The organism is Winogradskyella sp. (genome assembly GCF_013213835.1).
In the GTDB taxonomy this organism is placed as follows: Bacteria; Bacteroidota; Bacteroidia; order Flavobacteriales; family Flavobacteriaceae; genus Winogradskyella.
In genome coordinates, this window is record NZ_JABSSU010000002.1 from 79,883 (window position 1) to 96,400 (window position 16,518).

At 32.2% G+C, this 16,518-nt stretch carries 14 protein-coding genes; 9 read left to right on the top strand and 5 right to left on the bottom strand.

Going from position 1 to position 16,518, the window contains the following annotated elements:
• Position 1 precedes the first annotated feature (1 nt).
• Entirely contained in the window at positions 2-1,327 is a 1,326-nt protein-coding gene (locus HRU50_RS02665; RefSeq protein ID WP_296347877.1) for a vanadium-dependent haloperoxidase, read from the top strand.
• A gap of 1 nt (position 1,328) precedes the next feature.
• Here HRU50_RS02665 and HRU50_RS02670 read toward each other — a convergent pair whose 3' ends face one another.
• Complete coding sequence (locus tag HRU50_RS02670) at positions 1,329-1,691, bottom strand: CoA-binding protein (protein WP_296347879.1); 363 nt, start codon at positions 1,689-1,691, stop codon at positions 1,329-1,331.
• A 97-nt stretch (positions 1,692-1,788) separates the two neighbouring features.
• On the opposite strand from HRU50_RS02670, the gene HRU50_RS02675 reads away from it, so the two are divergent.
• Entirely contained in the window at positions 1,789-4,236 is a 2,448-nt protein-coding gene (locus tag HRU50_RS02675) for a TonB-dependent receptor (protein ID WP_296347882.1), read from the top strand.
• A gap of 322 nt (positions 4,237-4,558) precedes the next feature.
• Here HRU50_RS02675 and HRU50_RS02680 read toward each other — a convergent pair whose 3' ends face one another.
• A complete protein-coding gene (locus HRU50_RS02680) occupies positions 4,559-5,569 on the bottom strand; it encodes a 3-oxoacyl-ACP synthase III family protein (RefSeq protein WP_296347884.1) in 1,011 nt (336 codons plus the stop codon).
• A gap of 177 nt (positions 5,570-5,746) precedes the next feature.
• On the opposite strand from HRU50_RS02680, the gene HRU50_RS02685 reads away from it, so the two are divergent.
• The 4 genes from HRU50_RS02685 to HRU50_RS02700 all read left to right on the top strand — a co-directional run bounded on the left by HRU50_RS02685 (position 5,747) and on the right by HRU50_RS02700 (position 12,748).
• Entirely contained in the window at positions 5,747-8,188 is a 2,442-nt protein-coding gene (locus HRU50_RS02685) for a prolyl oligopeptidase family serine peptidase (RefSeq protein WP_296347886.1), read from the top strand.
• 250 nt (positions 8,189-8,438) lie between these two features.
• Positions 8,439-10,346, top strand: coding sequence for a molecular chaperone HtpG (htpG, locus tag HRU50_RS02690; RefSeq protein WP_296347889.1), 1,908 nt, complete (start codon positions 8,439-8,441; stop codon positions 10,344-10,346).
• 273 nt (positions 10,347-10,619) lie between these two features.
• Entirely contained in the window at positions 10,620-11,216 is a 597-nt protein-coding gene (locus HRU50_RS02695; protein WP_296347891.1) for a Crp/Fnr family transcriptional regulator, read from the top strand.
• A 206-nt stretch (positions 11,217-11,422) separates the two neighbouring features.
• Positions 11,423-12,748 carry a hypothetical protein gene (locus HRU50_RS02700; RefSeq protein ID WP_296347893.1) on the top strand — a complete coding sequence of 442 codons (1,326 nt, stop codon included), beginning with the start codon at positions 11,423-11,425 and terminating at the stop codon, positions 12,746-12,748.
• On the opposite strand, the gene HRU50_RS02705 is transcribed toward HRU50_RS02700, so the two are convergent.
• Both HRU50_RS02705 and HRU50_RS02710 read right to left on the bottom strand, forming a co-directional pair.
• Positions 12,745-13,152, bottom strand: a complete 408-nt coding sequence (locus HRU50_RS02705; RefSeq protein WP_296347895.1) for a hypothetical protein — start codon at positions 13,150-13,152, stop codon at positions 12,745-12,747. The two genes, HRU50_RS02700 and HRU50_RS02705, sit on opposite strands and share 4 nt — an antisense overlap.
• Positions 13,139-13,723, bottom strand: a complete 585-nt coding sequence (locus tag HRU50_RS02710) for a sigma-70 family RNA polymerase sigma factor (RefSeq protein WP_296347898.1) — start codon at positions 13,721-13,723, stop codon at positions 13,139-13,141. The genes HRU50_RS02705 and HRU50_RS02710 overlap by 14 nt, the downstream gene beginning before the upstream one ends.
• Before the next feature lie 142 nt (positions 13,724-13,865).
• Here HRU50_RS02710 and HRU50_RS02715 point away from each other — a divergent pair, with 142 nt between their 5' ends.
• The 3 genes from HRU50_RS02715 to HRU50_RS02725 all read left to right on the top strand — a co-directional run bounded on the left by HRU50_RS02715 (position 13,866) and on the right by HRU50_RS02725 (position 15,807).
• Positions 13,866-14,210: a DUF6249 domain-containing protein gene (locus tag HRU50_RS02715; protein ID WP_296347900.1), complete on the top strand. Its 345-nt coding sequence runs from the start codon at positions 13,866-13,868 to the stop codon at positions 14,208-14,210.
• A 92-nt stretch (positions 14,211-14,302) separates the two neighbouring features.
• On the top strand, positions 14,303-15,280 hold the full coding sequence (locus HRU50_RS02720; RefSeq protein WP_296347901.1) for a hypothetical protein: 978 nt from the start codon (positions 14,303-14,305) through the stop codon (positions 15,278-15,280).
• Between the two features lie 8 nt (positions 15,281-15,288).
• Positions 15,289-15,807, top strand: coding sequence for a hypothetical protein (locus HRU50_RS02725; protein WP_296347903.1), 519 nt, complete (start codon positions 15,289-15,291; stop codon positions 15,805-15,807).
• Here the strand turns inward: HRU50_RS02725 and HRU50_RS02730 are convergent, their stop codons facing one another.
• On the bottom strand, positions 15,808-16,485 hold the full coding sequence (locus HRU50_RS02730; protein ID WP_296347905.1) for a M15 family metallopeptidase: 678 nt from the start codon (positions 16,483-16,485) through the stop codon (positions 15,808-15,810). It abuts the gene before it with no gap.
• Positions 16,486-16,518: the final 33 nt, after the last annotated feature.

Sequence of the window (16,518 nt, forward strand, 5' to 3'; positions counted from 1 at the left end):
TATGAGATTGAAGCACTTAATACTATTTCCAGTTCTATGCTTTACAGTTTTTTCATGTAAAGAAGAAAAACCAATTGAAATTAGCTCTAATGATTATCATAACGCTGTAGATAAATTAACTCAGGTGATGATTCATGATATTTTCTCACCACCTGTTGCGAGTAGAATATATGCTTATCCAAATATTGCGGCTTACGAAACATTAAATCAAAATAATGCTTCTTATAGGTCATTAAATGGTCAACTCAATGACCTAACATTAAATCCGCCCGAAAACGCTGATGTGCCAAATTTAAAATTAGCTTCTATAGTTGCTTACTTGGACGTGGCCAAAGAACTTGTATTTTCAAAAGATAGCATAACTAAATATCGCGATAGTCTTTATAAGGAATGGGATGACATTAATTCTAAAGAGTTTAACATTGCTAAGTCTTACGGAAGAGAGATCTCCCAACAAATCATCGCTTGGATGAATAAAGACAACTATGCTGAAACACGTACAATGCCAGATTATAATATCTATACAAATGATCCTTCGCAATGGGAACCTACTCCACCAGCATATATGAAAGGCATAGAACCTCATTGGAACAAAATAAGACCATTTGTATTAGATTCAGCTGCACAATTTAAACCGAAAAAACATCCAAAATTCTCACTTGAAGAAGGCTCTGCTTTTTACCAAGAGCTAATAGATGTTTATAATGTTACCAATAATATTAGAGCCAAAGGTGATAATTGCGAAGAAATACAAATCGCAAGATTTTGGGATTGCAATCCGTTTGTCTCCGTTAATAAGGGACATTTTATGTTTGCAGAGAAAAAAATTACACCTGGAGCACATTGGATTGGAATTTGTAAAATTGCATGCAAAGACACCAACTCAGATTATCAGAAAACAATATTTGCGTATACCAAAACTTCAATAGCCATTGCTGACGCCTTTATTAGTTGCTGGGATGAGAAATACAGAAGTAATTTAATCAGACCAGAAACGCTTATAAATAAGCATATTGACACTGATTGGTCTCCAATTCTTCAAACTCCACCATTTCCTGAATACACCAGCGGACATTCTGTAGTTTCCGGAGCTTCCTCAGAAGCACTAACGGATATCTTTGGTGATAATTTTAGTTTTGATGACACGACAGAACTACCTTACGGACTTCCGATGCGACGTTTTAAATCCTTTAGATTAGCCGCACAAGAAGCCGCAGTTAGTCGTTTATACGGTAGCATACACTACAAAGCAGCAGTAGAGGTTGGTGTAGAACAAGGTATTGGTGTCGGAAATTTAGTGAATTCTAAATTAGAATTTTTGAAATAGTCTAATATTGATTTGTACTAAGTAATACCAAAGTACAAGCAGCTTCGTAGGCTATGTTATTTTCTTTTAAAATCTTATAAAATTCAGGATTTTCGGTACCTGGATTAAAAATCACACGTTTTGGATTTAGACCAACAATATAGTTGTAATATGCTTCTTGACGGGATGGGTTTAAATACAATGTAACGGTATCCAAATCCTTATAATCTATCAAATCAGTATCTATATTAACATCCTTAATGATACCAGTTTTTAATCCATAGGCCACTACATCATGATTGTTACTTTTCAACTTACTGATTGCAATATTTGAGTAACGTTCTGGTTTTAAAGACGCTCCAATTACTAAGGTTTTTTTATTCATGTGTTAAAAATGTTAATAAATGTTAAAATAAGTAACATGCTCTATTAATAGTCGTCTACCCAATAACAAACTTTCAATCAATCAAAATAAACAATCAATGAAACAATTACTCGCAGTATTTGCTATTGTATTTTCTTCAATAGCAATTGCCCAACCCAATTCAAATAAAGATGTCAGAAACGGTTCTGTATCTGGTCGTGTACTAGACGCCGAACTCAAAGAACCTATTCCATACGCAAATATAGTCGTTAAAGATGCGAAAGAAAAGGTATTAACTGGAGGTATAACTAGCGGAGATGGAACATTTACGATAGAGAAGATTCCAGAAGGTGCTATTATAGTTGAAGTGACTTTTATTGGCTATAAGACTATAACGAAACAAGAAACCATCGGAAGAGGGAACTATAACATTAAAATGGGTGATATCTTTTTAGAAGAAGAATCATCAAGTTTAGATGAAGTCACTATAGTCGCAGATGTTTCTACCATCCAACAAAAAGTAGACAGGAAAGTGATTACCATAGGTAAAGACTTGCAGACAGCTGGTGCAACTGCCAGTGAAATTATGAATAATCTTCCTTCTGTTAGTGTAGATCAACAAAGTGGTGCGATAAGTCTTCGTGGTAATCAAAATGTTGTTGTAATGATAGATGGAAAATTGTCAAATATTTCAGCTGATCAGTTATTGAAACAAATACCTACAACATCAATTAAGAGTATTGAACTCATAACCAATCCTTCAGCAAAGTATAACCCAGAAGGTATGAGTGGTATCATTAACATTGTACTTCATAAAAATACGATGATTGGTTTCAATGGTAATTTTAATGTAAGTTTAGCCTATGATATAGAGCCAAAGTTTAACAGTTCAATTGACGCCAACTACAGAAATGGTAAGGTTAATTTGTATGGCTCTTATAACAATGGTGTTATAAAAAACGTTAATTACGGTAACCTCATCAGAACAGAACAAGAGGTAGAACAACGATTTAATATTTTAGATGATAATCAGTCGCATCTTTTTAAGATAGGTTTAGATTACTACATTAACGATAAAAACACGTTTTCGTTTTTTACTAATCAAAATATATTTGATGGTGGTGCAGATGTTACTACGACAATAGATTTTTTCAATAATCCTGCCTTAAATGAATCTCAGGCGATATTAGGTGAAAATGAAAACGACTCACAGCAGTACAATTTAAACTTCAAACATGACTTTGATAAAGATGGACATAATATTGAACTTGAAGTAGATTATAATGCTTTTGAAGGTCTAGCTAATGTTGATAATGCTTTTTTTAGTGCACAGCGTCCAGATTTCTTTGAAATAACAGATACAGACAGAGAAAGAACAACAGTTAATTTAGATTATGTAAATCCATTATCTGAAACAACAAAGGTTGAAGCCGGTTTACAAGCTAGGTTATTTGAGAGCAACTTATTTTATGAATCTGACGGTCGAGAACAAAATATTCTAGGAGAATATATCCCAACTACAACCCAATTTGATTACACAAGAGATATTTATTCAGCCTATGCCACATACAGCAAACAATTTGAAAAATGGTCGTATCAAGTAGGACTTAGAGCTGAAAATGTTAATGTTGATTCTGACGCGTTACGAATAGACTTATCAACAAATGAAGAATTAATTATTCCTTTTGAAAACGATTACTTTGAGCTATATCCTTCTGCTTTCTTTACCTACTCACCTAGCGAAAAGAATTCTTATCAATTAAGCTATAGTAGACGAATAGACAGACCTGGTGTTGACCAGGTAAATCCTTTACCTCAGTTTAATACCGCTCTTGTATCTCAGTTTGGAAATCAAGAATTATTACCACAATTCACTAACTCTCTTGAGGTCAATTACACAAGACAGTTGAAAAAAGGTAGTATTACCACAGGTATATTCTATAGAATAATAGAGGATGAAATTCAACAAGCTGTTCTCATTGATAGAGCTGATCCAAACAGATTAATTCTTACAAATTTAAACTTTGATAATACATATGCCTATGGTGTAGAGGTTTCTTCAAACTATAGACCAACAAAATGGTGGAGTATTAATGCAAGTTTTGACGTATTTTCTCAAACCCAAAAAAGTATCGCTGAAGTTTTTGACACCAATGGTGATATAGTATTAAATACATTTGAAGTTGACAACGTAGCATTAAATTTTAGAGCCTTTAACAATTTTAAGGTGAGTAAAAGTTTAAGTTTTTCAGCATTTGGTATGTATAGAGGTGAAAATAGAAACGTACAATTTGACATGAAAGATATGCTCATGGTTAACCTAGGTATGAGGTATACATTTCTTGATGGTAAAGCCAACTTCAACCTTAGCTACAACGATATTTTTGACACCATGTTTGCAAGATTTAGTAGTGACAGACCATTTGTACAAAACGGACAGTTTAACTGGGAAAGTCAGCAAATCACAGGGCGATTATCATACCGTTTTGGTGGCGGAAAATACCGAGCAAAATCGCGTAAACGTAGAGATAATGACGAAAAATCTGGAGGTGGCGGATTTTTCTAAAAAATGTGCAACATTTTTAGTTTAGAGTCGTCTATATAATAGAAGAGAACATAGCAAGAGTTATCTAACAGCATACAAAAATAGTTGATGGTTAGTGTTAATGTTGCCGTTAGAGAAAGAAAACCCGAAAACTTTAGTTTTCGGGTTTTTGTTAAAATTGACCTAAAAATGTTAAAGTTTGAAATAATACTCCAATTGTAACGTCTATATATCAGAGATAAGTTTTAATTGACGAGTAGTGTTAATTAAAAAGTTGGTTAATAGCTGAAAAAGCCCAAACTGTATGTTTGGGCTTTTTTGGTTTATTAAATAAATTGTTATTCTACCACTTAATAATAGCACTTCCCCAAGTAAAACCACTACCAAAAGCTGCAAGTACAACATTATCGCCTTCCTTAATTTTACCTTCTTCCCAAGCTTCAGTTAACGCAATAGGAATCGAGGCTGCCGTTGTATTACCATAACGCATTATATTATTGTATACTTGATCATTACCCAAACCAAACTTTTTCTGTATGAATTGCGAAATTCTAAGGTTTGCTTGATGCGGAATCAACATATCAATATCTTCCTTTTGCATTTTATTAGTGGTTAAGCCTTCTATAATGGCTTCACTAAATCTTACAACCGCGTGTTTAAACACAAACTGCCCGTTCATATAAGGGTAATAGGACACATCATCTGGATCGTTTTCTTCCATAATAGCATCAACCCAACGCCCTGTACTTGGTCCTTCTAAAGCTAATTCTTTGGCATGCTTACCTTCAGAATGTAAATGCGTTGATAAAATACCTTTAGCATTATCTTCCTCTCTACTTAATACTGCAGCACCAGCACCATCTCCAAAAATCACGGTAACACCGCGACCTCTTGTTGAACGTTCTAACCCACCAGAGTGATTTTCACTTCCGATAACTAGCACATTTTTGTACATACCCGTTTTTATAAATTGATCTGCAACAGACAAGCCATAAATAAATCCAGAACACTGATTTCTTACGTCCAAAGCACCAATAGTATCCATTTCTAGAAGCTCCTGTACTCTCACACCACCACCAGGAAAATACATATCTGGACTCAATGTAGCAAAGATGATAAAGTCTATATCATCCTTAGTTAAACCTGCACGTTCAATAGCAATTTTAGCTGCTTTAGCTCCCATTATAGATGTAGTATCATCACTTGTTTTAGGATCTATCCAACGACGTTCTTTTATACCAGTGCGTTCTTGTATCCACTCATCACTAGTATCCATCCATTCTTTTAAATCATTATTGGTTACAACATTTTGTGGGACATATTTCCCGAGTCCAGTTATTCTTGAATTGTACATGCGTTCATAATAAAGTTAAAAACACAAATTTACGCCTTTTCAAAGGATTCTTAAATCAATTCGTTATGCACGCATAACAAAAACGAATTCTTCTTTTGCCTAAAAATTTAACAATCGTTTAAAGATTATATTTCATTTTTTCAAATATCTTAAAGCCTCTAATTAATCATAAAAATTATGAAATCATTAATCAAATTATTATTGTTTCTATTTGTTTTAAATAGTTACGCGCAACAAAGTTTAAGTTATCAGCAACCGTCTGACGAAATTTTAGAATTGGCAGATGTAGATCTTGCACCAGGTGTTCAACTTGACAGTAAAGGTGAAAACATGGTTCTTCTGTATCGAAACCAATATAAATCCATTCAAGAGTTATCTGAAACCGAATTAAGGTTAGCTGGTTTAAGAATTAACCCAGTCACAAACATTGGAAGCAGAACTAACTACATCACCAATATTAAGGTGAAAAAGGTAAAAGATAATGAGGCAACTCAAGTTTCAGGTTTACCAGATAATGCAAGACTTTCAGGTTTTAGATGGTCACCAGATGAAACCATGATTGCCTGTTTAAATACGACCTCAAAAGGTGTAGAAGTTTGGGTACTTCATATTGCAGACGCAAAAGTGACCAAATTAACTAATGATAATGTAAATGCAAATATGGGTAGCACACTTAGTTGGTTTAAAGACAATAAAAATCTACTAGTAAAAATACTTCCTAGTGACAGAAAAGCCCTAATTGATACTGAAACTGCGGTACCAACAGGACCTACAATTTCTGTAAGTGATGGAGCTAAAGCTCAAAATAGAACCTATCAAGATTTACTAAAAACACCTAATGATGAATTTAATTTTGAACAATTAGCCAGATCAGAAATCAAAAAAGTATCAATAAATGGTGAGATACAAGATTTCCTCGAGGCTGACATGTATAGAGGAGTGAGTTTTTCGCCAGATGGTAAGTATGTGATGATCTCTAAAGTGAAACGCCCATTTTCTTATATCGTAACCTATTCTAGATTTCCAAGCGAATCAGTGATGTATGATACTGATGGAAACAAAATAAAAATAGTAAATGAAGTTCCGTTAGATGAAGTAAGACCAAAAGGATTTATGTCTACTAGAATGGGTAAACGAAATATGCAATGGCGAGGAGATAAACCATCCACTTTAGTCTGGGCAGAGGCATTAGACCAAGGTGATCCTGAAGTAGAAGTAGATTTCAGAGATGTTGTTTATGAATTAAATGCACCTTTTAATGGTAAGCCAAAAGAGATTTTAAAAACTAAACAACGCTTTTCTGGCATACAATGGGGAGATGATAACAATGCTATAGCATATGACTACTGGTGGAATACTAGAAACTTAAAAACGTATCACTTCAACCCTTCAAACGGAAAAACTAAAGTAATTACAGATAGAAATTACCAAGACGTTTACAGTGATCCTGGTAGTTTTATAACATCAAAAAATGACTACGGCCGCTACACGTTAACAATGAATGGTAGTAAACTGTTCCTAATGGGTGATGGATATTCTAAAGAAGGACAATTTCCATTCATAGATGAATACAATATCAAAACAGGAAAAACAAAGCGTCTATATCGTTCTGAGTACACAGATAAATTAGAAAGTCTTTATGATGCCATCGATATGAAAACTGGTGAAATTCTAGTAAGAATTGAATCTAAAAAAGAATATCCTAACTATTATATTAGAAATATTAAAAAGAATTCACTCGAGGCAATCACTGAATTCGAAAACCCTTTTAAAAGCCTCGAGGAGGTTGATAAACGTGTTATAAGTTACAAACGTGACGACGGATTAGATTTAGAAGGCACACTTTATCTCCCGCTAGATTATAAAGAAGGTAAAAAATACCCAATGATTCTTTGGGCTTACCCAAGAGAATTTAAAGACAAGTCTAGTGCTTCGCAAAGTACAGCTAATCCTAATGAATTTGTTTACCCTTATTGGGGTTCACCTATTTATTGGGTAACTAAAGGCTATGTTGTTTTAGATGATGCCGCTTTCCCTATTGTTGGGGAAGGTGACGAGGAACCAAACGACTCTTTTAGAACGCAGTTAGTTGCCAATGGTAAAGCTGCTATTGATGCTGTAGATAACCTTGGTTATATTGATAGAAATAAAGTTGCTGTTGGTGGGCATAGCTATGGTGCTTTTATGACCGCAAACTTATTGTCGCATTCTAACTTATTTGCTGCCGGAATTGCAAGGAGCGGTGCATATAATAGAACGTTAACACCTTTCGGTTTTCAAAGTGAAGAACGTAGTTATTGGGATGCTCCAGAAATTTATTATAATATGTCACCTTTTATGCATGCTGACAAAATGAAAACACCATTACTTCTTATTCATGGTGTAGCAGATAATAATTCTGGAACTTACCCATTACAAAGTGAGCGCTATTTTAATGCGCTTAAAGGTTTAGGCGCACCTGTAAGATTGGTAATGTTACCTAAAGAAAGTCATGGTTACAGAGCTAAAGAATCTATAATGCATATGCTTTGGGAACAAGACCAATGGTTAGAAAAGCATGTAAAGAACAGAAAAGTTGAAGAACAAGAAATTAAAAAAGATGAAACTATTAAGGATTAACCTCAACTTTGAAAATATTTTAGATTCTGAATCAAGTTCAGAATGACATTAAAGCCTTTCCAAAGTGAAAGGCTTTTTTATGTCATCTTGTCACAATTATTGACTTGGTATTTTATTTGAATAAGCAGTATTGTATAAAAAATATCAACGCTCGTCAGTTCGAATTGAAACGAAGTCAAAGTATCGAGAACTTCTCAATACATTTTTACTAGTTGAAAACATTCGAAGTGACTCTAAAAACATAAAAAAAATGGCAAAAGGAAGTATTAATGTATCTGTAGAAAATATCTTTCCGTTAATTAAAAAGTTCTTATACAGTGATCACGAAATCTTTTTACGTGAGCTCATTAGTAATGCTACAGACGCAACTTTAAAATTAAAACATTTAACAAGTATTGGCGAATCTAACTCAGAATATGGTGAACCAAAAATTGAAGTAAAGATTGATAAAGAAGGAAAGAAGCTTCACATCATTGATCAAGGTTTAGGTATGTCTGCTGAAGAAGTAGAAAAATACATTAACCAAGTAGCGTTTTCTGGTGCTGAAGAATTCTTAAACAAATATGAGGATTCTGCTAAAGAAACCGGAATCATTGGACACTTTGGTCTTGGATTCTATTCTGCATTTATGGTTGCAGACAAAGTTGAGATAATCACAAAATCTCATACAGATGCACCAGCTGCACATTGGACATGTGACGGCTCACCAGAGTTTACACTGGAAGAAGCTGACAAGCAAGATAGAGGAACTGAGATTATACTTCATATTGCAGAAGATTCTACTGAATTTTTAGAAGAAGGTAAAATTCGTGAGTTACTAAACAAGTACAATAAGTTTATGCCTATTCCGATTAAATTCGGAACTAAAGAAATAAACGACCCAGATTTCACGCCAAAAACTACTACAGATAAAGATGGTAAAGAAACTACTGAACCACACAAACAAATTACTGTAGATGATATCATTAACAATCCAAATCCGGCTTGGACAAAACAACCTGCAGATTTAGAAGAAGATGATTATAAAAACTTTTACAGAGAACTGTATCCTATGCAGTTTGAAGAGCCATTATTCAATATTCATCTTAATGTTGATTATCCGTTTAATTTAACAGGTATCTTATATTTTCCAAAAATGACTAACGATCTTAACATGCAAAAGGATCGTATTCAATTATACCAAAACCAAGTATTTGTAACTGATAATGTTGAAGGTATTGTACCAGAATTTTTAACGATGCTAAGAGGTGTTATCGATTCTCCAGATATTCCATTAAACGTATCGCGTTCTTATCTTCAAGCTGACGGAAATGTGAAGAAAATCTCTTCTTACATTACCCGTAAAGTTGCAGATAAATTAAAGTCATTATTCAATAGCAATAGAGAAGATTTTGAAAAAAAATGGGATGATATAAAGATCGTTATTGAATACGGAATGTTATCTGAAGAAAAATTCTTCGAAAAAGCAGATGCCTTTGCGCTTTACCCAACAGTAGACGGTAAATACTACACTTTTGAAGAGTTAACCAATGCTATTAAGGCGAAGCAGACAGACAAAGATGATAAAATGGTGATTCTTTATGCGTCAAATAAAGATGAACAACATAGCTATATCCAAGCCGCAAAAGACAAAAATTACGAGGTCTTATTATTAGATTCTCCTATAGTTAGTCATTTAATGCAAAAGTTAGAGACTACTAAAGAAAATATTTCTTTTGCTCGCGTCGATGCTGACCACATAGACAACCTTATCAAAAAGGACGACACAGCAATTTCAAAACTGACAGATGAAGAAAAAACACAATTAGATGAGCTACTTAAAGAGGTAGTACCATCTGAAAAGTTTATGGTTCAATTAGAAGCTATGGATAGTAATGCGTCACCTTTTATGATAACGCAACCAGAGTTTATGAGACGAATGAAAGAAATGCAACAAACTGGTGGTGGAATGTTTGGTATGGGTAACATGCCAGAAATGTATAATTTGGTTGTTAATACAAATCACGAATTAGTGAGTGAAATCTTAAACACTAAGACTAAGAAAAAGCAAGAGCGACTGATTAATCAAAGTTTAGATTTAGCGAGATTATCTCAAGGCCTACTTAAAGGTGAAGAGCTAACTAACTTTATTAAAAGAAGTTACGATATGATTAAATAAATTTAGTCATCTATTTTACTAAATATAAAAATCCATCTGCCAGTCAGATGGATTTTTTGTTCAGAGACACAAAATTCTTGTTAAACGGTTCATTTTTTTTGTATGTGTAGACATTTTTTTATAATTTGACCAATGTTATGATGATTAATTAAACATAAAATATTAATTATCAAACATTAAAGAATCTGCAGTTGTTCTTACATTAACCAAAAACCTACTTATAACCCAACATTTATTTGTTGTAGCTATTAATAAAAACCGCCAAGAAGCCCTATGAATTTAAGAAAACTATCTCTCAATCAATCTATCCCTCAGATTTTTGAAGGATTAGTGCTTACCGATGAAGAAGTGATTTTAATTGAATCGCGTCTTGACCGCGTCTTTGCAAAAAAAGGGGAACGACTAGTTGAAATTAGCAATAATGTTGATTGTCAATACTTTATCATTTCTGGTTGCCTTAGATCCTTTTATGTAGATAAAAACGGAAAAGAACATACTGCTCAATTTGGTATCTATGATTGGTGGATAAGTGATTATACAGCATTTTTCTCTCAGGAAAAGGCAATCATGAATGTAGAAGTCATTAAAGATGCAGATCTTTTAAAAATTTCAATTGAAGATTTAAATTACTTGTACAAAGCAATCCCAAAGATTGAAACGTTTTTTCGTAAACGTGCAGAATGGTCTTGTACTACAATGCAGAAAAGAATTTTATCTTACTTATCATTAAATGCTAGTGAAAGGTATTTATCGTTTCTTAATGATTACCCAGAAGTAGAACAAAATGTAAAGAATTATCACATTGCTTCATACCTAGGCATTACTACCGAAAGTTTAAGTAGAATTAGAAAAGAGCTATCAAGGGCTTAATATACTAGGCTAACTATTTTCTAAATCTTTTGATCTCATTTCTTAGACAATAAACAATTAAATTTATATACCCACTTATTTGTGTCGTAAAGATCCGTTTTAAGATAAACTAAAGATTTTTATTAGGGTTTCAAATTTTGAGTGAAAAAGTGAAATTTAATGGATAATGAGTAAATTTAGAAAAGGAAAACTCTAATTTCATTAAGATGAGTCAAGAGCATAATAGTCCGGCATTTAAAAAGCTTTTACAAAAATTACAAGAAGAAAGTTGGCAACTAGAGTTACTGATTTCTGGTTTTGCCATCTTTGGTCTATTTACAGCCTTCCCACATATAAATATAGCTGTAAAGGCGGCTAAAAACGATCATCAAATTTATTCATTTATAATTTTACTAGTTGTCCTTGTTTCATGTGCCATACTAATTTTTAATTTACTACTTCATGTGGTATTAAGAGGATTGTGGATAGGTGCTCTAGGACTTCGTTATGTTTCTGGAGATATTGATTATGATGAACTCAATTACGGTAAAAAATTCAGCAGTTATCTTAAGAAAAAAGTGGGGTCTTTTGATAAGTACATTGCCAAGTTAGAAAACTACTGTAGTGTTATTTTCGCTATCTCATTTATGCTTATTTTTTATGTACTCGCCTTTACCTTTACAATTATAGTATTCGTTTTAATTGCCAGGTTATTCTTAGATAATGATTCTAAAATCATTGAAAATGACACCATAAGTTATTGGATAGGGATACCGTTAATGATGTTTATGGTTTTTGGCGCATTATTTACTTTTATTGATTTCATTACACTTGGTTGGTTAAAGAAAAAGAATTGGATTAGTAAAATCTATTTTCCTATTTATTGGGTTTTTAGCAAGGTAACATTGGCATTTTTATATCGTCCGCTGGTCTATAATTTTTTGGACAATAAATTTGGTAGACGCATAAGCATGGTTTTAGTACCTTCCTATTTTTTAATCCTTGTTGGCACAAGTTTTAACTACAAAACTTCAAACTATTTTAATAGCGATTTATCATCAAATAAAATAATTGCCAATAGTAACAATTATGAAAACATGTTAGAAGAAGATGAATTTATTGAAAATGTGGCAATAGACTCTAAAGTAATACTTAATAATCATTTGAAAATTTTCATGGTCTTGGATGATGATTTTGATGATTACGTATTTACCTTTAATGAAGGCCTTAAACCCGAAAAAGATATTAGAGGTTTAGATTCTGATATGCTCATTATTAATTCATTGCCATGGCGAAAGCGGGATAGTTTAAGAACATCTTACATGAAAACCTTAAATGAAATTTTTATGATTAAAATTGACTCTATAGATTATAAAAGTGAATTTATTGTAAGTAAGAGTATCAAAAATCAAAAGGGTTTTGAAACTTATGTTGGATTAAAAAACCTTAGTGAAGGTAAACACATGCTTAATATATTGAGAAAACGTATTAGGAAAAAGGATACACAAACAGTAAGATATGCTACGATTCCTTTTTGGTATTTTCCTAATTAATAGGATAATCTATTATCAAAATACTGTTTTAATAATGGTATTTGTATACATACCATAACAGCTAAAAATATTGAAGCATATAATAAGGTGTTAGAAAAATCAACTGATAGATTTTCTAAAAAATTAAACGAAACTTCTGGTAGATTATAACGCTCAGCTACACTAGTATCGGTTTTAGATTTACCAAGGATAATTTTAGCTATCAATGCAACAAAACCTGCACTTAAAATCCACCAAATATATTTTGGTATCAAAGGCGTGTATTCTGTGGTGCTTGAACTTGTAGATAACGCCTCTATTTTAGACATAACATTAAACGTAAAATCTTCTGGTGCTTTTTCTAAACTATCAGCAGACATTAATTTTTCTACAATTTCTTCTATTCTCTTATCATCCTTTTCCATAGCTTATTCTGTTTTGCGGTTGTAAATATTCTTCAAGAATTACAGCTAATTTTTTTCGAGCTCTAAATAACTTTACTTTTACAGTATTAGCTTCAATATTAATAACTTTAGAAATCTCTTCTAAAGATAATTCTTCAAAATAAAACAACGTTAATATTACACTACTTTCTTCTGGCAATCTACTGATACAATTCTTTATTAGTACACTTCGTTCTTCTTTAATAATGCTCTCTAAAGCATTATCAATAGTATCTAATTTATTAAATGTATATTCATCTATTGCCACATCATTTTGATGCTTTTTATTCTTCTTTATAGCGTCTAGACATGTATTATATGCCACTCTATAAATCCACGTCGAAAACTTTGAATCACCTTTAAACTTATCTAAAGACTTAAATACTTTTATAAAGGTATCTTGCGCTATTTCTTCTGCTTCTTCCCTATTCTTTAGCATTCTTATAGCCAAAGTATACACCAGGTCCTTGTAACGATCTACTAACTTTGCATAAGCATTAGTATCGCCGTTCTTAATAGAATCTATTAATATGTTCTCGTCGATGGTGGTCATTTCTTGTTAAGACGACAAATGATTCAATTAGGTTACATAAAGTAGTAAAAAAATATTTTTTAAAAAAAGTGTAACCTTAATCAAATATATGTCGTCATAAGCATTGAACCAACAATTAATAATCAATTAAAAAATAAACATTATGGACGAAGAAATTTTAATACCAATCTCATTATTTGCAGCAATTTTTGGAATGGTCTATCTGTATTATTCAACAAGAAATAAAGAGCGATTAGCATTAATAGAAAAAGGTGCGGATGCAAGTATATTTAACATAGGAAAGAAATCTGGGTCTTCATGGAAAGTCATTGTACTCAACTTAGCATTTCTTTTAATGGGTATTGGTCTTGGTGTATTTATTGCAAATATTTTAGACACTTACACGAGTTTAGATGACGAAGCCGTATATCCATCGATGATATTCTTAATGGCAGGTTTAGGACTCTATGTAGGGTTTACGCAGACAAAGAAAGCCTTAGAAGAATAAATAAAAACCAATCAATCATTTAAAAACGTCTCATTTAGTGAGGCGTTTTTTTATGGCTATAAATAATGTATATTTAACTCAAAGTATACCTTATGCCCAGATTCTTATTCTTCATATTTTTAATAAGTAACCTGAGTCTTGCTCAGATAACCGTGCTAGACAGTGTCTCTAAATTCCCTGTGAGTTATGCTACAATTTCTTTTGGTGATGGACAAGGTATTTTTGCTGATGATGAAGGCATGTTTGTATTTAATACAAAATTATATCCAGATGTAGATTCTCTTTTTGTATCTGCAATTGGCTTTAAAAATATTGCTGTTGCCACAAATCAATTACCTAAGCAACTTTTTATGACCGCTAGTACTGATGAACTAGACGAAGTAGTTGTTATTGGTAACATACTAAATAGGAAATTTAAAATTGAAACTCTTAAGCCTTATTTAGATGATGATTATTATAATTGTTGGTTACCAACAATAGAATCTGAAATTGCCGTATACTTCCCAAAAACCACTAATAAAGATCAAGAACTGAGTTCAATTATTTTTCCAATTGCCTTAGAGTCCAAAGACTGGAAAAAACGAAAACGTTCCAATAGTGATAAGAAAAAGTTTTCTACACTATTTAAGGTTCAATTTTATGCGAATGATCATGGACTACCTGGACAAGTACTCACCTACGAAACTATAGTTTTTAGAGCTACAGAAGAAGATGGTGATTCTTATGAGCTTAATGTTGAAGATTACAACTTACATATGCCAGAAGACGGTTTTTTTGTTTCCATACAAGCCATGGGTTATACCGATAAATCTGGAAAGCTTTTACCTAACAAAAAGTACAAAGAGATAAAATCTAAAAATGGTGTTGTAAAAATACCAACCAATTTTAGACCACTTTTACCTTTTACAAATCAAATTAAAGATAAAAATACTTTTATAAAACGCGTTTTTATAAATGGTAATAATTGGGTGAAGTTTGATAAAGGCAATGGATTTGAATCTAGTTTACTTAAAAGAGAACTATACAATTATGGCATTGGTTTAAAGTATAAAACGTTTAAAGAGAACTAAACTTGTAAATGAAAAACACTAAACACTGTCAACTTTGCAATCATCAAGAAGTAGATTTTAGAATTGGAACATTATGCGGTTTAACCATGAAAAAGCCCATTTTCGTAAACAAATGTATTAATGCAGAATTCAATTCTAAACTAGAAGAAAAAATTGAATCTACTAATGTTGAGTATCAAAGTGTTTTGAACCAGAAATGGTTAGTTTATACAAATTTTGTGATATTTATTATTGCTGGCATAGCAGTAATCTTAACTGGTTACTTCTTAGCACAATACTTATTAAAATTTAGAGTAGTTGCAGCTGCACCATTTGTTATTTCTTTAGTTGGTCTGCTATTTGTTATTCCTTTGGCTACTGGCCCATTAAATACTTATTTAAATGACTTAAAACTTGCAAAATCGAAAAAAGAAGATGTTTACAAAGTATTAGAACTTTACGGAATTAAATATGACATTGACATCACTTTTGGTAAAAAATATCATGGAACACAAGATGTTAATGTTGATTTAAAAATTAACAAATAGTTACTCAACCTCAAAATCAAAATATGTCTTTGGAAAAGGTTCATTCTTTAATGTAAAATGCCACCACTCTTGTGAATAATTTTTAAAATTATGCTTAAGCATAATAAATTGGAGTAACTGTCTGTTCTTTTTTTGTTCTTCTGAAATTCCTGCATAATTTACCCAAGATTCTTTTCCAAAAAAATCAAATGGTGTTCCCATATCTAAAGGCTCACCAGTATTACCATCTATAATAGTTAAATCTACTGTACTACCTTTACTATGACCAGACCGCGATGCTATATATTCCTCAACGAACAGATTTTTCTTTGTGACATCAGGATAAAATTGAGATTTGTTTATAGTATCATTTAAGTCTTTCGCCCAACGTATAAAATGGTCAACTGCGCGCTGTGGTCTATAACCATCAAACACTTTTAAACATAAATTTTGTTCTTGTAACTCTTCTTGAACCAGCTTTAGCTGTTCTGCAGTAGGTTTTGTTAAAATCAGGGTATTAGATTTATAACCATCAATAGTGTCACCAACAAAATTATCGACACTATAATATTTTAATTCTACTTCTAAATCTGGAACTATTGTTTTCACATACACAAAACCATCTGGTAAATTCTGTTTCTGAGACAAAAATGCAATAATAACCAATGAAAACACATAAATAAATGATTTGTAATTCATGTAATACTCTTCTATTTCTTGAAGCTAAAGTAT